Origin of the sequence: Sphaerotilus microaerophilus, assembly GCF_023734135.1 — a bacterium.
GTDB classification, from domain to species: Bacteria; Pseudomonadota; Gammaproteobacteria; order Burkholderiales; family Burkholderiaceae_C; genus Sphaerotilus; species Sphaerotilus microaerophilus.
In genome coordinates, this window is record NZ_AP025730.1 from 3,145,619 (window position 1) to 3,164,263 (window position 18,645).

15 protein-coding genes and 1 pseudogene are annotated in these 18,645 nt (G+C 70.5%); 10 read left to right on the forward strand and 6 right to left on the reverse strand.

The window, feature by feature from the left end:
* Positions 1-20: 20 nt before the first annotated feature.
* A complete protein-coding gene (gene aceA, locus NGK70_RS13610; protein ID WP_251969077.1) occupies positions 21-1,337 on the reverse strand; it encodes an isocitrate lyase in 1,317 nt (438 codons plus the stop codon).
* A 499-nt stretch (positions 1,338-1,836) separates the two neighbouring features.
* On the opposite strand from aceA, the gene fabI reads away from it, so the two are divergent.
* The gene (gene fabI, locus NGK70_RS13615; RefSeq protein WP_428985616.1) at positions 1,837-2,610 is read left to right on the forward strand and encodes an enoyl-ACP reductase FabI; all 774 of its coding nucleotides are present in this window, start codon (positions 1,837-1,839) and stop codon (positions 2,608-2,610) included.
* A 19-nt stretch (positions 2,611-2,629) separates the two neighbouring features.
* Here the strand turns inward: fabI and NGK70_RS13620 are convergent.
* A pseudogene (locus NGK70_RS13620) lies at positions 2,630-2,920 on the reverse strand (KR domain-containing protein); the annotation flags it as partial.
* Between the two features lie 16 nt (positions 2,921-2,936).
* Positions 2,937-3,257: a DUF2322 family protein gene (locus NGK70_RS13625; protein WP_251969079.1), complete on the reverse strand. Its 321-nt coding sequence runs from the start codon at positions 3,255-3,257 to the stop codon at positions 2,937-2,939.
* 121 nt (positions 3,258-3,378) lie between these two features.
* On the opposite strand from NGK70_RS13625, the gene NGK70_RS13630 reads away from it, so the two are divergent.
* Together NGK70_RS13630 and NGK70_RS13635 are read left to right on the forward strand one after the other, a co-directional pair.
* The gene (locus NGK70_RS13630) at positions 3,379-3,660 is read left to right on the forward strand and encodes a DUF427 domain-containing protein (protein ID WP_251969080.1); all 282 of its coding nucleotides are present in this window, start codon (positions 3,379-3,381) and stop codon (positions 3,658-3,660) included.
* Between the two features lie 222 nt (positions 3,661-3,882).
* Positions 3,883-6,297, forward strand: a complete 2,415-nt coding sequence (locus NGK70_RS13635; RefSeq protein ID WP_251969081.1) for a YgiQ family radical SAM protein — start codon at positions 3,883-3,885, stop codon at positions 6,295-6,297.
* Between the two features lie 8 nt (positions 6,298-6,305).
* Here the strand turns inward: NGK70_RS13635 and NGK70_RS13640 are convergent, their stop codons facing one another.
* Positions 6,306-7,508, reverse strand: coding sequence for a YbfB/YjiJ family MFS transporter (locus NGK70_RS13640; protein ID WP_251969082.1), 1,203 nt, complete (start codon positions 7,506-7,508; stop codon positions 6,306-6,308).
* A 51-nt stretch (positions 7,509-7,559) separates the two neighbouring features.
* On the opposite strand from NGK70_RS13640, the gene NGK70_RS13645 reads away from it, so the two are divergent.
* Positions 7,560-9,569: an aminotransferase class I/II-fold pyridoxal phosphate-dependent enzyme gene (locus tag NGK70_RS13645; RefSeq protein ID WP_251969083.1), complete on the forward strand. Its 2,010-nt coding sequence runs from the start codon at positions 7,560-7,562 to the stop codon at positions 9,567-9,569.
* A gap of 8 nt (positions 9,570-9,577) precedes the next feature.
* Entirely contained in the window at positions 9,578-10,312 is a 735-nt protein-coding gene (locus NGK70_RS13650) for a class I SAM-dependent methyltransferase (RefSeq protein WP_251969084.1), read from the forward strand.
* On the opposite strand, the gene thpR is transcribed toward NGK70_RS13650, so the two are convergent.
* Positions 10,287-10,943: an RNA 2',3'-cyclic phosphodiesterase gene (gene thpR, locus NGK70_RS13655; protein ID WP_251969085.1), complete on the reverse strand. Its 657-nt coding sequence runs from the start codon at positions 10,941-10,943 to the stop codon at positions 10,287-10,289. The genes NGK70_RS13650 and thpR overlap by 26 nt on opposite strands.
* Position 10,944: 1 nt before the next feature.
* On the opposite strand from thpR, the gene NGK70_RS13660 reads away from it, so the two are divergent.
* From NGK70_RS13660 to NGK70_RS13675, 4 genes are all read left to right on the forward strand, one after another.
* Complete coding sequence (locus tag NGK70_RS13660; protein WP_310742528.1) at positions 10,945-11,940, forward strand: Bug family tripartite tricarboxylate transporter substrate binding protein; 996 nt, start codon at positions 10,945-10,947, stop codon at positions 11,938-11,940.
* A 13-nt stretch (positions 11,941-11,953) separates the two neighbouring features.
* On the forward strand, positions 11,954-12,922 hold the full coding sequence (locus tag NGK70_RS13665; RefSeq protein ID WP_251969086.1) for a DUF808 domain-containing protein: 969 nt from the start codon (positions 11,954-11,956) through the stop codon (positions 12,920-12,922).
* On the forward strand, positions 12,922-13,989 hold the full coding sequence (locus NGK70_RS13670; protein WP_251969087.1) for a tRNA dihydrouridine synthase: 1,068 nt from the start codon (positions 12,922-12,924) through the stop codon (positions 13,987-13,989). The genes NGK70_RS13665 and NGK70_RS13670 overlap by 1 nt, the downstream gene beginning before the upstream one ends.
* 165 nt (positions 13,990-14,154) lie before the next feature.
* Entirely contained in the window at positions 14,155-14,487 is a 333-nt protein-coding gene (locus NGK70_RS13675; RefSeq protein WP_251969088.1) for a hypothetical protein, read from the forward strand.
* An 18-nt stretch (positions 14,488-14,505) separates the two neighbouring features.
* Here the strand turns inward: NGK70_RS13675 and NGK70_RS13680 are convergent, their stop codons facing one another.
* The gene (locus NGK70_RS13680; RefSeq protein WP_251969089.1) at positions 14,506-15,681 is read right to left on the reverse strand and encodes an Acg family FMN-binding oxidoreductase; all 1,176 of its coding nucleotides are present in this window, start codon (positions 15,679-15,681) and stop codon (positions 14,506-14,508) included.
* Positions 15,682-15,986: 305 nt separating this feature from the next.
* On the opposite strand from NGK70_RS13680, the gene alaS reads away from it, so the two are divergent.
* Positions 15,987-18,641, forward strand: coding sequence for an alanine--tRNA ligase (gene alaS, locus NGK70_RS13685; RefSeq protein ID WP_251969090.1), 2,655 nt, complete (start codon positions 15,987-15,989; stop codon positions 18,639-18,641).
* Positions 18,642-18,645 lie beyond the last annotated feature (4 nt).

An 18,645-nucleotide genomic window follows, 5' to 3' on the forward strand; every position in this document is an offset into this window, starting at 1 on the left:
GGGCGGCGATCGCAGGTCGATCAGTGGAACTGCTCTTCTTCGGTCGAGCCGGTCAGGGCCTTCACCGAAGACGAACCGCCCTGGATCACGGTGGTCACGTCGTCGAAGTAGCCGGCGCCGACTTCCTGCTGGTGCGACACGAAGGTGTAGCCCTGTTCGCGGGCCTGGAACTCGGGCTCCTGCACCATGTTGACGTAGTGCTTCATGCCTTCGCCGCGGGCGTAGGCGTGGGCGAACTGGAACGTGTTGTACCAGTTGATGTGGATGCCGGCCAGGGTGATGAACTGGTACTTGTAGCCCAGCGCGCTCAGCTCTTCCTGGAACGCAGCGATCTGGCTGTCGTTCAGGTTCTTGCGCCAGTTGAACGACGGCGAGCAGTTGTAGCTCAGCAGCTTGCCCGGGCACGAAGCGTGGACCGCCTGGGCGAACTCACGGGCGAAGCCGATGTCGGGCACGCCGGTTTCGCACCACACCAGGTCGGCGTAGGGCGCGTAGGCCACGCCGCGGCTGATGGCCTGCTCCAGGCCGTTCTTGACGCGGTAGAAGCCTTCCTGGGTGCGCTCGCCGGTGACGAACGGGCGATCGTTCTCGTCGCAGTCGCTGGTCAGCAGGTTGGCGGCTTCGGCGTCGGTGCGAGCCAGCACGATGGTCGGCACGCCCATGACGTCGGCAGCGAAACGAGCAGCGATCAGCTTCTCGACGGCCTCGCGGGTCGGCACCAGCACCTTGCCACCCATGTGGCCGCACTTCTTCACCGCGGCCAGCTGGTCTTCGAAGTGAACGCCGGCGGCACCCGCGGCGATCATGTTCTTCATCAGTTCGAAGGCGTTCAGCACGCCGCCGAAACCGGCTTCCGCGTCAGCGACGATCGGCAGGAAGTAGTCGATGAAGCCTTCGTCGCCGGGGTTGACGCCACGGCTCCACTGAATCTCGTCAGCGCGCTTGAAGGTATTGTTGATGCGGCGCACCATCGTCGGCACCGAGTCGTAGGCGTACAGCGACTGGTCCGGATACATCGTCTCGGAGGTGTTGCCGTCTGCGGCGACCTGCCAGCCCGACAGGTACACGGCTTCCAGACCGGCCTTGGCCTGCTGCATCGCCTGACCGGCGGTGATCGCGCCGAAGGCGTTGACGTAGCCCTTCTTGGCGCCGCCGTTGACCTTGTCCCACAGCTTGCGGGCGCCTTCCTGGGCCAGCGTGTACTCGGGCTGCATGCTGCCGCGCAGGCGCACGACGTCGGCCGCGCTATAGCCACGCTTCACCAGCTTCCAGCGGGGGTTCTCGGCCCAGTCCTTTTCGAGGGCGGCGATCTGTTGTTCGCGGGTCAGTTTCGTCATGAAGCTCTCCGGTCTGCTGAAGTGATTGAAGGGATGTCGATGGGGTCAACTGTAGCGGTCCGAAGCAGCGACGAGAAGACTTATGTCTTATATAAGACATAAGATTGAAATCAATGAAATCAACGACTTGCAACGCATTTTTTGCGATGCAAAAAGCGCTTTCCCACGATGAAAAATTTTGCGGCATTGCAGCAACAGCAAATCTCACCATGTGAAATGTCATTTCGTCTAAGTGGAAACCCTGTCATGACCGGGCATCATGGCGCGGGCTTTGCTTGGAGTTGGCGGCGGGCGTACTGCTTGATCCTGCGCAAGGCCACCGCCGTTGGGCGGTGAGCGGCCACGCTGCAGCGCTCAACAGAGGCCCGCTGGAGGCCGATGAACTCCGTCATACGAGTGCCCGATCCGCTCCGTAAGCTGCGGCCGCTGGTGCATCCATAGGCAAAACCTGGAGGGGCGCGGGGCCCCTTTCAACCCAACAAGGAATCACATGTCTGCTCTGAATGGAACTGGAACGCTGAAAGGGATGAAGGCCCTGGTGGTGGGGGTGGCCAACGACCAATCGATCGCCTGGGGCTGCGCCAAGGCGTTTCGAGATGCGGGCGCCGAGGTGGCACTGACTTACCTGAACGACAGGGCGCGGCCCCACGTGGCGCCGCTGGCCGAGGCGCTGCAGGCGCCGATCTTCCTGCCGCTGGACGTGGTGGACGACAGCCAGGTCGAGGCGCTGTTCCAGGCCGTCGAGCGGCAGTGGGGGCGCCTGGACATCCTGCTGCACTCGATTGCCTTTTGTCCGAAAGCCGACCTGCATGGCCGCGTGGTGGACTGCTCGCGTGAGGGCTTTGCCCAGGCGATGGACATCTCCGTGCATTCCTACATGCGCCTGGTGCGCCGTGCCGAGCCGCTGATGGCCAGCGGCGGTACCTGCATGACAGTGACCTTCTACGGCTCGACCCGCGTGATCGACCGCTACAACGTGATGGGGCCGGTCAAGGCGGCGCTGGAAGCGGCCACCCGGGAGATGGCCTGCGAGCTCGGGCCGCAGGGCATCCGGGTGCACGCGCTGTCACCGGGGCCACTGAAGACCCGCGCGGCGTCGGGCATCGCCGACTTCGACGAGCTGCTGCGCAGCGCCGCCGAGCGGGCACCGACGCACCAGCTGGCGACCATCGAGGACGTCGGCGCCTACGCCGCCTTCCTGGCCTCGCCTGCAGCACGCAATGTCACCGGCACGATCCCGATGATCGACGGCGGCTATCACATCACCGGTTGAAGGTGGCCGCCTCGGCCGATCAGTTTGCCGCTGGCGCCTGGGCCAGTGCCTGGGTCATCGCCTCGGCCAGCGGGGTGGTCGGCCGGCCGATCAGGGTGCTGAGTTGGCGGCTGTCATCGAACAGCCCGCCCCGGGCCGCGCCAGCGCCGGAATCGGCCAACAACGCCGCCAGCCCGGCGGCTTTCAAGGCGGCCTCGAACTCGGCCAGAGTGTAGGCGTCGTCGCCGGCCAGCTCGTAGACCTGCTGGCTGGGAGCGGGCTGGGTCAGCACGGCTGCCGTGGCGGCGGCGTAGTCGGCCCGGCCGGCTGAGGTTGGTGCGGCTGAGTCATGCAGCGGGCTGCAGTTCCACGGTGTGCGCCGCCTGGCCTTCCGCCCAAGCGATCAGACGATCGATGTTCGGGTGCTTGCCCGGGTGGGCCAGCGCGTCGGCGGTGTGCTCGGCGTAGAGCGCCAGGCCCTCGCGGGCGGCCGCGGGCGTGATGACCCCGCCGTGGCGCTGCGCGAGCGCGTGGTAGACCTTGAGCGAGCCGGCCTGGCCGGGCTTGTTCTCGATCGTGGCGATCAGCTCCCCGGCCGCATCGCGCAGTCGCAGCGAGGCCAGGTGGGTGACGGCGGGCAGGGTCTGGAGGGTGTCGGCGAAGTTCATGGGGCAGCGCAGCGAAAAACTCGGGATTCTCGCCGCGGCCAACGCCTGCCGGCGGGCGAGCGCCGGGGCGCTACGATCCCGGCGTCTGCACCGGCCCCATCCACCTCACTGGAAACCCCGCATGAAAGCCATCTGGAACGGCGTCACCGTCGCCGAGAGCGACGACACCCTGCTCGTCGAGGGCGAGCACTACTTCCCGGCCGCCTCGGTGCGCGCCGACTGCCTGCTCACCAGCAACCGGCGTTCGATGGACTCGGCCCGCGGCGAGTGCCGCTATCACAATCTCTTCGTCAACGGCGACGTGCTCAACGACGCCGTCTGGTACTACCCGGAACCCTATGAGGGCGCGGCCGACCTGAAGGGCCGCATGGCGTTCATCCGCGGCGTGCGCATCGAGGAGTGAACCTCACGCAGTGAGCCGGGTCGACCCAGGGGCATCGACCCGCCCGGTATCATGCGCAGCCCGGCCCGCCAGGGCACCGCGTCGCCGCTGCCAGGAGGCCGCGGTTCTGGCGCTCACCACGTCCCTGGGTGGGTTTCCCCCACGGAACCGCCCGTTTCGTTTCTGGGGCATCGTTCGCCCTTCGTCTCCTGCCCGACGCCTCCCTTCGGAGGCGGCATCGCCGTGTCCGCCTATCGCATCGCCGTCCCGCCCGCGCCCAAGGCGCTGACCGCCTACCGCCCCTTCTGGGCCAAGCGCTTCGGCCCCGCGCCGTTCCTGCCGATGAGCCGCGACGAGATGACGCAGCTCGGCTGGGACAGCTGCGACATCGTGCTGGTCACGGGCGACGCCTACGTCGACCACCCCAGCTTCGGCATGGCGGTGATCGGCCGCGTGCTGGAGGCGCAGGGCTTTCGTGTGGGCATCATCGCCCAGCCGGATTGGCAGAGCGCCGAGCCCTTCATGGCACTGGGCCGGCCGAACCTGTTCTTCGGCATCACCGCCGGGAACATGGATTCGATGATCAACCGCTACACGGCCGACCGAAAGCCGCGCAGCGACGACGCCTACACGCCCGGCGCCGAGGGGGGCAAGCGCCCGGACCGCGCCACCATTGTTTACTGCCAGCGGGTGCGCCAGGCCTATGGCGACGTGCCGATCGTGATCGGCGGCATCGAGGCCAGCCTGCGCCGCATTGCCCACTACGACTACTGGCAGGACAAAGTGCGCCGCAGCCTGCTGGTGGACTCGCAGGCCGACCTGCTGCTCTACGGCAACGCCGAGCGCGCCCTGGTCGAGGTGGCGCACCGCATGGCCGCGCGCCAGCCCATCGCCAGCCTGACTGACATCCGCGGCACGGCCTTCCTGCGCAAGCCGGGTGACCCGAGCGCCGAAGGCTGGTGGGAGCTGGACTCCACCGAGGTGGACCTGCCCGGACGCGTCGACGAGCACATCAACCCCTACCAGGACCTGCCCCAGGCGGCGGACGGGCAAGGTGGGGCCTGCGCCGGCGGGGCGGCTGATGCCGCGGCGCCAGCCGCTGCGGCGGTGACCGAGCAACCGCTGCGCTTCGTACCGCGTCCCAAGGGCGTAGTCGCAACCGGCCCGATGCACCTGCCGCCGCGCGAGCGCACCGTGATCCGCCTGCCGGCCTTCGAGGCGGTGCGCGCCGACCCGGTGCTCTACGCCCACGCCAGCCGCGTGCTGCACCTGGAGACCAATCCCGGCAACGCCCGGGCGCTGGTGCAGCAGCACGAGCTGCACGGCCAGCTGCGCGACGTGTGGATCAACCCGCCGCCGATCCCGCTGACCACCGCGGAGATGGACCACGTCTTCGGCCTGCCCTACGCCCGCTCGCCGCACCCGGCCTATGCGGACGCGCAGGGCCGCTACGACGGGCCGACCAAGATCCCGGCTTGGGAGATGATCCGCTTCAGCGTGAACATCATGCGCGGCTGCTTCGGCGGCTGCACCTTCTGCTCGATCACCGAGCACGAGGGCCGCATCATCCAGAGCCGCAGCGCCGACTCGGTGCTGCGCGAGATCGAGGACATGCGCGACAAGGTGCAGGGCTTCACCGGCATCGTCTCCGACCTGGGCGGGCCCACGGCCAACATGTACCGGCTGGGCTGCCGCAGCCGGGAGATCGAGGCCGCCTGCCGCAAGCCCAGCTGCGTCTACCCGGGCATCTGCCAGAACCTGCTGACCGATCACACGCCGCTGATCAACCTCTACCGCAAGGCGCGCGCGCTGCCGGGCGTCAAGAAGGTGCTGATCGGCTCCGGCCTGCGCTACGACCTCGCGGTGACCGCACCGGCCTACGTCAAGGAGCTGGTGACGCACCACGTTGGCGGCTACCTGAAGATCGCGCCGGAGCACACCGAGAGCGGCCCGCTGACCAAGATGATGAAGCCGGGCATTGGCACCTACGACCGCTTCAAGGAGCTGTTCGAGCGCTTCAGCGAGGAGGCGGGCAAGAAGCAGTTCCTGATCCCCTACTTCATCGCGGCGCACCCCGGCACCACCGACGAGGACATGCTGAACCTCGCGCTGTGGCTGAAGAAGAACGGCTTCCGCGCCGACCAGGTGCAGACCTTCACCCCCAGCCCGATGGCCACCGCCACCGCGATGTACCACTCCGGGCGCAACCCGCTGAAGGGCCTGAGCCGCGACGAGGCCCGGCCGGACCTCACCGAGCGCGTGGACGTCGTCAAGAGCGAGAAGCGCCGCCGCCTGCACAAGGCCTTTCTGCGCTACCACGATGCGGCCAACTGGCCGCTGCTGCGCGAGGCACTGCAGAAGATGGGCCGCGCCGACCTGATCGGGCCGGGCAAGCACCAGCTCATCCCGACTTGGCAGCCGGCCGGCAGCGCCTGCGGCGGCGCGGCGCGGCCGACCGAAGGCGGCGGTGGCAAGCCGCGCGATGGCCGTACCCGGCCTGAAAAGGGCCTCATCCTCACGCAGCACACCGGGCTGCCGCCGCGCCCCGGGGTGAAAGCGCCGGCCCGGCCAGCGGCCAGCGGCCGTCCGGTCGATCGGGCGCCCGCCCGGCCAGTCAAGCCCGGCAGCCCGGTGGGCGGGGGCAAGCGGCGGGGCTGAGGCCCGAGTCAGGCCCCCCAGCGCCGCCCGCGCGCCATCAGCAGGACCAGCAGCGCCATGCCGGCCACCGACACCCCGGCGGTGAGCAACAGCGCGCCGCGGTAGCTGCCGCTGGCCTGGGCCATCTGGCCGGCCAGGGCGGGGGCCAGCACCTGGGCGACGCCGTAGCTCAGCGTCAGCCGGGCCATCGCCTTGGCCGGATTGGCAGGAAAGGCGCGCCCCACCAGCGCCAGCGTCAGGCTGACGATGCCGATGAAGCTGGCGCCGTACAGCAGCGCGGCGAGCAGGAACCAGGCCGGCGTGTCGCTGAAGGCCGGCAGCAGCACCGACAGCGTCTGCGCACCGAAGGCCCAGAGCAGCGCTGGCAGGTCGCCGATGCGCCGGGCGATGCGGTCCCAGGCCAGCACGGCAGGCACCGCGGCCAGGCCCACCATCACCCAGGCCAGGCCGCCGGTGTGCGCCAGCGCGCTCTGCCTGGCGGCAATGGCCACCGTGAAGGTGGCACTGATCACGAAGCCGAAGCCGGCGCAGAAGTACATCGCCAGCATCAGCCGCATCCAGGTGACCGGTGGTGGAGCCGGTGTGGCAGCTCCGGCACTTGCCGCTGGCGCCGCGCCCGAGGTCGGCGCCGCCGGAGGGGGCACCCAGGCCCAGGCCGGCCAAGCCAGCAGCAGGCCCAGCGCGGCAAAAACCTGCCACTGCGCCGCCCAGCCCAGGCTCAGCCGGTTCAGTGCCATCACCACCAGGCCGGAGACGACGATGCCGAAGCCGATGCCGCTGAAGTGGATGCCCAGCTCGGCGCGGTGGCCGTGGCGCATCAGCCAGTTCAGCACCAGCCCGGAGGCCAGCAGCATGCCGGCGGCCGAGCTCAGCCCGGCGACGTAGCGCAGCGCGGCCCAGGTCGCCAGGTCCTGCGTCTGGGCCATCCACAGGGTGCTCACCAGCGCCAGCAGCACCCCGGCCCGGTAGAGCTTGAACTTCAGCTGCAGCGATGACAGCGAGGCGGCCAGCAGCGCGCCGCTCATGTAGCCCAGGTAGTTGGCGGTGGCCAGCCAGCCGCCGGCGGCGTCGCTCAGGCCGGCCTGGGCCTGCATCAGCGGCAGCAGGGGGGTGTAGGCGAAGCGGGCGATGCCGATGGTCAGCACCAGCGTGCAGATGCCGCCGAGCATGACCTGCCAGGGGCGCAGGGCAGGAGGGGAAGTGGGATGCATCGCGCCAAGTTAGCATCGTTTGCCTTCCCCGACCGTCCTGCTGGAGACGCCATGTCTGTGATCGCTCCCCAAGCGGCCGTTCCCCGGCCGGTCAGCCGCGTGCTCGTGGTCAGCGGCGATGCGGCGCTGACCGAGCAGATTGTTCGGGGCCTGAACGCGACGGCGCAGAGGCTGGACAACCCGCACGGCCTGGTGGCGCTGGCCGTGGCGCAGGTCGACCAGGCGCTGGCCCGGGTGGGCAGCGATGGCGAGCTGCAGGTGGTGCTGATCGACGACGGCGCCGCCGACCTGGCCGGGTCCGGGCCGGCGGCCGACCTGGCTGTGCAGCTGGCGGCGCTGCGTCCGGAGCTGTCGCTGTACCGGCTCCTGCCGGCCGATGCCGGCGGCTCGTCGGGTCGCCGGGCGTTTGACGGCGTGGCGGGTGAGGCCATCGCCGGCTGGTTCGACCGCGGCGAGGTCGACCCGGTGGGCTGGTTCCGCATTCTGGCCGCCGAGGTGGCGGAGAAGGCCGCCACGCCGTTCTACGACCGCCTCAAGGCCTACGTTGCGCTGGCCAAGGACAGCTGGCACACGCCTGGCCACGCTGGCGGCGACGCCTACCTGGGCAGCCCCTGGGTGGCGGACTTTCACGACTTCGTCGGCGAGGAGCTACTGCGCGCCGACCTCTCGGTGTCGGTGCCGATGCTGGATTCGCTGCTGCACCCCGGCGGCGTGATCGCGCAGGCCCAGCAGCTCGCCGCACGGGCCTTCGGCGCGCGGCGCACCTACTTCGTCACCAACGGCAGCAGCACCTCCAACAAGGTGATCTGCCAGACGCTGCTCGCGCCGGGCGACACCCTGCTGCTGGACCGCAACTGCCACAAGTCGGTGCACCACGCGGTGATCCTCTCGGGTGCACGGCCGGTCTACCTGGACTCGTCGGTGCAGCCGCACCTGGGCCTGTTCGGCCCGGTGCCCCAGGTGCGGCTGCTGCAGGCCATCGAAGCGCATCCACAGGCGCGCGCGCTCATCCTCACCAGCTGCACCTACGACGGCCTGCGCTATGACCTGGCGCCCATCGTTGCCGCCGCGCATGCGCGGGGCATCAAGGTGGTGGTGGACGAGGCCTGGTACGCCCACGCGCGCTTCCACCCCGAGCTGCGCCCGACCGCGCTGGAGTGTGGCGCCGACTACGTCACCCAGAGCACGCACAAGGTGCTGTCGGCCTTCTCGCAGGCCGCCATGATCCATGTGAACGACCCGGACTTCGACGCGCACCTGTTCCGCGAGAACTTCAACATGCACGCGTCCACCAGCCCGCAGTACGCGCTGATCGCCAGCCTGGACGTGGCGCGCCGCCAGGCCGTGATGGAGGGCTGGCGGCTGCTGGACCGCTCGCTGCGCTTTGCCGCCGAGCTGCGCGAGCAGATCGACGCCACCGGCGCCTTCCGCGTCCTGACGCTCGACGAGCTGCTGGCCGACGAGGTGCGCGGCGACGGCATCCGGCTCGACCCGACCAAGCTCACCATCGACATCGGAGCCAGCGGCTGGAACGCCGACGAACTCGCCCGGGTGCTGTTGGAGCGCCACAACATCCAGATCGAGAAGGCCACCCACCGTACGCTCACGCTGCTGGTGACGATGGGGACCACGCGCAGCAAGGTATCGCGCCTGATGGATGCGATGCAGCGGCTGGCGCGGGAGGCCCGCTCGCGCGCCCCGGCGTCCCGTCCGGTGCCAAGGCGGCTGCCCGAGCTGCCCCACTTCAACCGCCTGGCCTGTCTGCCGCGCGATGCCTTCTACGAAGCCGGCGAGCGCCTGCCGCTGCTGGACGACAGCGGTCAGCCGAACGCCGCGCTGATCGACCGGGTCTGCTGCGACCAGATCGTGCCGTACCCGCCGGGCATCCCGGTGCTGGTGCCGGGCCAGGTGATCGACGTGGCGGCGCTGACCTACCTGGTGCGGCTGCTGCGGACCCAGCAGGCCACCGACCTGCACGGCCTGGCCGACGTCGACGGTGAACGCCAGCTGCGCGTGCTGCGGCGCGAGGAGGCCGCACCCGGGTTGGCTCCCGCCGTATGATCATGCCCATGCATACCCCGCCCCCTACCGATCACCTGATCCGCGACGAACTGGCCTTGCTGGCCTCGCTGGTGCCGCTCGACGGCGCGGCGCTCATCGAGCTGGGCTGCGGCGCGGCCGACCTGGCGCGGCGGCTGGTGGCCGCGCATCCGGGGGCCAGCGTGCTGGGCCTGGAGGTGGACGAGCGCCAGATGGCCAAGAACCTCGCCCAGCCCGAGGGCACCTGGGCCGGCATCCGCTTTGCCCAGGCGGGCGCACAGGCCATTCCTGCGCCCGACGCCAGCTTCGACGGCGCGCTGATGCTCAAGTCACTGCACCATGTGCCGCTGGAGTGGCTCGACCAGGCGCTGGCCGAGGTCCACCGGGTGCTGAAGCCGGGCGGCTGGCTCTACGTCTCCGAACCGGTGTTCGACGGCCTGGCCAACGAGGTCATCAAGCTCTTCAACGACGAGGGCGTGGTGCGCCGCGAGGCCTACCAGGCGCTGATGCGGGCGCTGGCCCGGGGGCCGGAGCAGGGCTGGGAGATGGTGACCGAGCGCTTCTTCGAGATGCCCACGCGTTACCGCGACTTTGCCGACTTCGCCGCGCGGATGATCGACGTGACCTATGCCGAGCGGCGCCTGGACGGGGCGATCCGCGAGGAGGTGCGCGCGCGTTTCGAGCGGCTCGGGCGCCGCGGTGAAGACGGCTACCAGCACTTCACCCGGGCGATGCGGATCAACCTGCTGCGCCGCCTGCCGTGATCGGGTAGCGCGCCAGGATCCGGTAACCACCGCCGAGTCCAGGGACGGATTCGACCAGCACGTAGCCGCAGCCGTCTTCAGGCCCACCGGGCTCGACCGGCCAGACCAGCGGCTCGCAGCGGACCGGTGGCTGGGCACCCTCGGCCCGCCGGGCCAGGGTGACGTGGGGGCGCCAGGGGCGCCGCTCCACCGGCAGACCTGTGCCGGCAATGGCCTGGCCGAGCGCATGGTGGAAGTCCTGCAGCGCGGCCGGGATCTCCCGGGCCAGCAGCACCGCAAGGCCGCCGTGCCAGAGCGCGGGGGTGTCCAGCCGCAGCTCGGCTGTGGGGCAGGGCAGCGCGAGTGCCTGGGCCAGCCCGGGTAGTTGGGCACGGGGAACGGCGCCGAGGAAGTGCAGGGTGATGTGGCGCTTGGCCGGGTCCACGCGCGCGGCCCCGCGCGGCCAGCGCCACAGGCGCGCGTGTGCAGCCAGTGCGTGGCGCAGCGCCGGTGTCGGCCACAGGGCCAGGAAGAGGCGCGCAGTGGCTGGAGCAGGGTCCGGATGCAATGGGCGCGGAGCCATGCTGGCATCATCGCAGGCTTTGTCGTCACCGTCGGCCGCGTCGCCGCATGCCGCCCACAGGAGATCCATCGTGTCGATTCGCCGCCGTTCCTTCCTCCCTCTGGGCCTTGGCGCTGCGCTGCTGGGCGCCGCCATGGCGGGCCCGGCTCTTGCCCAGGCCCCCGCCGGCTGGCCCGACCGACCGGTGCGCGTGGTCGTGCCGGCGCCCGCGGGTAGTTCGCTGGACGTGATCGTGCGCCTGCTGGGTGAGCGCCTGAAGGACCGCTGGCACCAGCCGCTGGTGGTGGAGAACAAACCGGGCGCCGGCGGCATGCTGGGCATGGACCTGGTCGCCAAGGCCGCGCCGGACGGCTACACGCTGGGCATCGGCTTCAACGGGCCGATCGCCTTTGCACCCTTCATGTACAAGAAGATGCCCTACCACCCGGGCCGGGACCTGCTGCCGGTGGTGCTGACCACCTCGCAGCCCAACGTGCTGGCGGTGTCGGCCTCGGTGCCGGCGCAGACCGTGCCGGAGTTCGTCGCCTGGGCGAAGAAGCAGGCCGGCAAGGTGAGCTACGGCTCGGTGGGCAATGGCAGCTCCTCGCACCTGTCGATGGAGCTGTTTGCCGGCGCGGCGGGTTTTGAAGCCGTTCATGTGCCCTACAACGGCTCGCCGCCCGCGGCGGCCTCGCTGGCTGCGGGGGACACCCAGGCGCTGATGGCCGTGGCGCCGGCCCTGCTGCCGTTGGTGCAGGCGGGCAAGGTGAAGTTCCTGGCGGTGACCAGCGCGCAGCGCATCGACAGCCTGAAGCAACTGCCCACGGTGGCTGAAAGCGGCCAGGCCGGCTTCGAGGCGCTGGCCTGGAACGGCCTGTTCGCCCCGGCCGGCACGCCCGAGGCCGTGGTGCAGCGCATCAACGCCGACGTCAACGCGCTGCTCAAGGACCCGGCGGTGGTCGAGTCCTTCCAGAAGCAGGGCCTGATCCCCGGTGGCGGCAGCGCGGCCCAGTTCAAGGGCTACATCGAGTCGGAGAGCGCCAAGTGGGGCGCCATCATCCGCCGCGCCAACATTTCGATCGACTGACCACGGATCCGCCATGGCCGCTGCCAGCCTGCTTGCCCTGATCGACGACATCGCCACCCTGCTGGACGATGTCGCGCTGCTGACCAAGGTCGCAGCCAAGAAGACCGCCGGCGTGCTCGGCGACGACCTGGCGCTCAACGCCCAGCAGGTGGCCGGCGTGCAGGCCGAGCGCGAGCTGCCGGTGGTCTGGGCGGTCGCCAAAGGGTCGCTGGTCAACAAGGCCATCCTGGTGCCGGCAGCGCTGGCAATCAGCGCCTTCATGCCCTGGGCGGTGACGCCGCTGCTGATGATCGGCGGCGCCTACCTCTGCTTCGAGGGCGTCGAGAAGCTGGCCCACCGCTGGCTGCACAGTGCCGATGAGGACGCGGCACACGCGGCCGAGCTGATGCAGGCGGCGGGCGATGCGTCGGTGGACCTGGTGGCCCTGGAGCGCGACAAGATCCGCGGCGCGGTGCGCACCGACTTCATCCTCTCGGCCGAGATCATCGTCATCTCCCTGGGCGCGGTGGCAGGCGCCGCTTTTTCGACCCAGGTGATGGTGCTCGGCGCGGTGGCGCTGGTGATGACGGTGGGCGTCTATGGGCTGGTGGCCGGCATCGTCAAGCTCGACGACCTGGGCCTGTGGCTGGTCCGCCAGGCCCGGGCGGCGCAGGGGGCGGCCAGCCACGCGCTGCAGGGCGCGGGCGACGCCATTCTCTGGCTGGCGCCGGGGATGATGAAAGCGCTGTCGGTGCTCGGCACGCTGGCCATGTTCCTGGTCGGCGGCAGCATCCTCAACCACGGCCTGCCCCTGGCCCACCACGGCGTGGATGCGCTGGTGCAGTCCGCCGCGCTGGCCTGGCCTGCCGGTCACCTGCTGGTGCAGGCGCTGCTGCCGCTGGCGGCCGACCTGGTCAGCGGGCTGCTGGCTGGTTCGCTGGTGCTGGCAGGGGTGTCGTTGGTCAAGCGGCTGTTCGCGCGTGCCGGGAGCCGCGCGGCCTGATGTCCGGACCGACTGCTGCACAGGCCGCCGGGCCGACCGTGGCTCGCCCGACCGGCCTGCTGCTGGCCCCGATGGAGGGGCTGATGGACGCCACGCTGCGCGACCTGCTCACCCGCGTGGGCGGGATCGAGCGTTGCGTGTCCGAGTTCATCCGCGTCACCAACACCGTGCTGCCGACGCGCGTGTTCATGCGCATGGTGCCCGAACTGCTGAACGGCAGCCACACCCCGGCCGGCGTGCCGGTGCGGGTGCAGCTGATGGGCAGCGACCCGGTCTGCCTCGCCGACAACGCCGCCCAGCTCGCCACGCTGGGGCCCGAGGGCATCGACCTGAACTTCGGCTGCCCGGCGCGCACCGTCAACCGCCACCGCGGCGGCGCGGCGCTGCTGGAGGAGCCCGAGCTGGTCGGCCGCATCGTCGAGGCGGTGCGGCGCGCCGTGCCGCCCGCGCTGCCGGTGTCGGCCAAGATGCGCCTGGGCCTGCGCGACGAGAGCCGCGCGCGCGACTGCGCCCAGGCCATCGAGTCCGCGGGCGCCTGCGAGCTGGTGGTGCACGCCCGCCTGCAGGTGCACGGCTACCGCCCGCCCGCCTACTGGGACCGCATCGCCCACCTGCGCGGCGCCGTGCGCCTGCCCGTGGTGGCCAACGGCGAGATCTGGACGGCGGCCGACGCCCGGCGCTGCCGTGCCGAGTCCGGTTGCGATCGGCTGATGCTCGGGCGCGGCAGCGTGGCCGACCCCGGGCTGGCGCGGTCGATTGCTGCGGACGCTGACGGGATGGCCGGTGATGCCAACGCAGCCGCCGTCCCCGGCCTGCCCTGGGCCGAGGTGCTGCACCTGCTGGAGGACTTCTGGCACCGCACCACCCACTCGTTCGAACCGCGCCACCGGGCCGGGCGGCTCAAGCAGTGGTTGCAGCTGCTGCGCCTGCGCCACCCCGAGGCGGCGCAGGCCTATGCGCGGCTGCGCACGGTCAACGACAGCCGGCTGATTGCGCTGGATCTGTTCGGGCGCGACGGAACTGGCGACGGAACTGGCGCCGCGCCGCCCGCTTTTCCGGCGCTGTAGCGGCTTCAGACGGGCGGCGCTGGGCCGAAATCCAGCCATGTCCCATTGCCACTGCCGTCACGGTCGCTGCCCCTGCTGCAGTGGCCTGAACGCGCCGGCCTGGGCCGCCAACGAACCGAACCGGGCGCACCTGGCCTGGGTCGACCGCCCGCCGAGGTGCTCCAGATGAAGTCGAATGCGACGCCCTTTGTCCTCCTGCCGCCGCGCCTGACGGTGGTTTTTACCCTCGCGCGGCTGCTGCAACGCATGGAACTGAGCGCTGCGCCGATCGATGCGCGCCAGTACCGCAGCGTGGCCACCCGCCTGGCCGAGGAACTCGGCGCCGTGCCGGCCGACGAGCCGCTCGCCGCCATCCTGCAGGCTCACCCGGCCGCCGCAGAGTTGTACGAAAACCTGTACTACGCCCACGCCGGCCTGTGCCGCACGCCGCTGGAACTGGCCGCCGAGGCCGAGGCGGACACGCTCGCGCTGCTGGCGCGGGCCAGCCGCGCGGCCTGATCCCCGGGCGGGGCGGGTTCAGCCCGCCTGGATAAAGTCCGCCAACGCCCGCCGCGGCGCTGGCCCCACCTCCGGCGCCTGGCCGATGCGGGCCCACATCTGCACCGTGCGGCGCCCCTCGCTGGCGCCGAGCAGGGCGCGGACCGCCGCATGCGGGCCGGCCTGCTCCGGGTACTCCTGCAGCGCCTGCTGCAGCGGGTGCACTGCCAGCCCCAGCGCGGTGGCGGCGAGCTGCACGCGGGCATAGGCCCGGCCGGCGTTCACCTGCGTGGCGCGGTCATTGCCCTCGCTGACCATCCAGAAGAAACCGGGCGTGGAGGCCAGCTTGGCGCGGAAGTCGTCGATCTGGCTCGTGGTGGCGTAGCTGTCCGGTGCGGGCGGCTGTGCCCGGTCGAACAGGCCCAGGCGGGCCAGCCACTCCACCTTGGCATCGAGGACGGTCAGCCCGTCGCGGTGCTGCGCCACCTCGGCAGCGCCCACGCGCAGCACCCGGTAGGACTCCATGATCGTGCGCGGCGTCGTCAGCTCGATGCGCCAGGCCTCGTCGGCAATCGCGCGGTGGCGGGCCAGCAGCGCGGGCCCGTCGGCGGTGTCGGGCCCGACCCAGCCGAAGTGCAGCGGGTTTGGCCGCACCGCGTCGGCCAGCGCCGCCCAGGCCGCAGCCGGCACCGGCCGCGCCAGGTCGTAGGCGCTGCGGTTGGTGTGGCGCCGCGGGATCTGAGCGAACAGCGCATCGCGTGCCACCGTCGCGTCCGGCACTAGGCGGATGCGCGCCACCGGCCGCGGGTCGGGCTGCTCGGGGCCGAAGGCGCCCTCCGGGAAAAGCTCGATCTCGCAGCGCTGCCCGCGCTCGCGCGCCGCGAGGTCCAGCAGCTCCAGGAAGGTGCCCTGGCTCATCATGATCTGGCGCGAAAAAGGGTCGGTCTGCGGCAGCAGCCGCGTCAGGTCGCAGTGCAGCGCGATCTCGCCGGGGCGCGACAGGTCGACCCGCCAGGACTGCAGGTTGTGCGAGTGCGGCGCCAGGATCGCCCAGCTCAGCGCCCAGCGACGCGGGTCGGTCTCCGCGGCGGGCGGGCCCTGCCAGGCGGCAACCGCCTCGGGCGGCATGGCCGAGCTGCAGCCACTCAGGGTGGCGGGGAGGGCGGCGGCGATCACGCCGCCACCGGCGACGCGCAGGATGTTGCGACGGAGCATGGGATTCAGGGCTGGCGGATGACCGGCCGGTTGATGAGGAGCGCCGCCAGTGTGCGACGGGACCGGGGGTGTTGCCATTCATCCAAGTGGGAATCCAGCCATGCATTCATGCATGGCCCGCACCCGCACCCGCGTCGTGCAGCTGGAGCCGCAGGACGCGAACCGGCGATGGAGTGGCCGGGCCAGGCTCGCTCGGCCGTCCTAGAATCCCAAGTCCTGACCCGTTCGGCGCTGCGGCCCACGCAGCGCTGTCCGGCGCGCTTCATGCGCCTGTCCCTGCCGCCCTAGAAGACCCGAGCTTCCCGATGAAAGCCTCCGAGATCCGTTCCACCTTCCTGAAGTTCTTCGAGTCGAAGGGCCACCAGATCGTCGCCTCCAGCCCGGTCGTGCCCGGCGACGACCCGACGCTGCTGTTCACCAACGCCGGGATGAACCAGTTCAAGGACGTGTTCCTGGGCTTCGACAAGCGTCCCTACAGCCGCGCCACCACCAGCCAGAAGTGCATCCGTGCGGGCGGCAAGCACAACGACCTGGACAACGTCGGCTACACCGCGCGCCACCACACCTTCTTCGAGATGCTGGGCAACTTCAGCTTCGGCGACTACTTCAAGAAGGATGCGATCGCCTACGCCTGGGAGCTGCTGACGGTGCACTTCAAGCTGCCCGCCGACAAGCTCTGGGCGACGGTGTACGCCGAGGACGACGAGGCCTACGACATCTGGAAGAACGACATCGGCCTGCCCGCCGAGCGCATCGTGCGCATCGGCGACAACAAGGGCGGCCGCTACATGTCCGACAACTTCTGGATGATGGGCGACACAGGCCCCTGCGGCCCCTGCTCGGAGATCTTCTACGACCACGGCCCGGACGTGGCCGGCGGCCCGCCGGGATCGCCCGAGCAGGACGGTGACCGCTACATCGAGATCTGGAACAACGTCTTCATGCAGTTCAACCGCACCGAAGACGGCGTGATGCACCGCCTGCCCAAGCCGAGCGTGGACACCGGCATGGGCCTGGAGCGCCTGGCCGCGGTGCTGCAGCACGTGCACTCGAACTACGAGATCGACCTGTTCCAGTACCTGCTGGCCGGCGCCAAGAACGCGGTGGACTACGCCGCAGGCGTGACCGACGGCTCGGCCGGCTGCGACAAGGACAGCCCGAGCCTGAAGGTGATCGCCGACCACATCCGCGCCTGCTCGTTCACGGTGGCCGACGGCATCATCCCGGGCAACGAGGGCCGCGGCTACGTGCTGCGCCGCATCGCCCGCCGCGCGATCCGCCACGGCTACAAGCTGGGCGCGCGCAAGCCCTTCTTCCACACGCTGGTGGTGCCGCTCGCGGCCGAGATGGGCGAGGCCTATCCGGAACTGCAGCGCGACATGGCGCGCATCACCGAGGTGCTCAAGGCCGAGGAGGAGCGCTTCTTCCAGACCATCCACAACGGCATGGAGATCCTGGACGGGGCGCTGGCCGCGCTGGAGAAGTCCGGCTCGAAGCAGATCGATGGCGAGACGGCCTTCAAGCTGCACGACACCTACGGCTTCCCGGTCGACCTGACCGGCGACGTCTGCCGCGAGCGCGGCGTGACGGTGGACGAGGCCGGCTTCAACGCGGCGATGAACCGCCAGCGCGAGCAGGCCCGTGCGCACGCCAAGTTCAAGATGGCCGCCGGCCTGGAGTACACCGGCGCGGCCACCGCCTTCCACGGCTACGAGCACCTGGTCTGCGAGCACAGCCAGGTCACCGCGATCTACATCGACGGTGCGCCGGTGCAGCGTGCCAAGGCCGGTGACGACGTGGTGATCGTGCTGGACCACACCCCTTTCTACGCCGAGAGCGGCGGCCAGGCCGGTGACGCTGGCGAGCTGCGCAACCAGCGCGCCCGCATGGTGGTCGAGGACACGATCAAGGTCCAGGCCAGCGTGCACGGCCACCACGGCCGCATCGTCGAGGGCGAGGTGGAGGTGGGTGACGGCTTTGTCGCCCGCGTCAATGCGGAGCAGCGCGTGAGGACCGTGCGCAACCACAGTGCCACCCACCTGATGCACAAGGCGCTGCGCGAGGTGCTGGGCGCGCACGTGCAGCAGAAGGGCTCGCTGGTGACGGCCGAGCGTACCCGCTTCGACTTTGCACACAACGCGCCGATGAGCGACGAGCAGGTCCGCCAGGTCGAGGCCATCGTCAACGCCGAGATCCTCGCCAACGCCGGTTCCAAGGCCGAGGTGATGGGCATCGACGACGCGCAGAAGACCGGCGCGATGATGCTCTTCGGCGAGAAGTACGGCGAGACCGTGCGCGTGCTGACCATCGGCTCCACCCGAGAGCTCTGCGGCGGCACGCACGTCCGAGCCACGGGTGACATCGGCCTGTTCAAGATCGTCGCCGAGTCCGGCGTGGCCGCCGGTGTGCGCCGCGTCGAGGCGGTGACAGGCGACAACGCGCTGGCCTACCTGCAGTCGCTCGAAGCGACGGTCAACGGCGTGGCGGGGGCCCTCAAGGCCACCCCGGCCGAGCTGGGCAGCCGCATCGGCGGGCTGCAGGAGCAGGTGCGCGCGCTGGAGAAGGAGATCGCCGCGCTCAAGGGCAAGCTGGCCTCCAGCCAGGGCGACGAGCTGCTCGCCAAGGCGGTCGACGTGAACGGCATCAAGGTGTTGGCTGCCACGCTGGAAGGTGCCGACGCCGCCACGCTGCGCAACACCATGGACCAGCTGAAGAACAAGCTGAAGACCGCCGCGATCGTGCTGGCCGCGGTGGACGGCGCCAAGGTGCAGATCGCCGCGGGCGTCACCGCTGACAGCGTGGGCAAGGTCAAGGCCGGCGAGCTGGTCAATTTTGTCGCCCAGCAGGTGGGCGGCAAGGGCGGCGGCAAGCCGGACATGGCGATGGCCGGCGGCACCAACGCCGCCGGGCTGCCCGCAGCGCTGGCCAGCGTGATGGGCTGGGTGGCCGAACGGGCGTGACCGG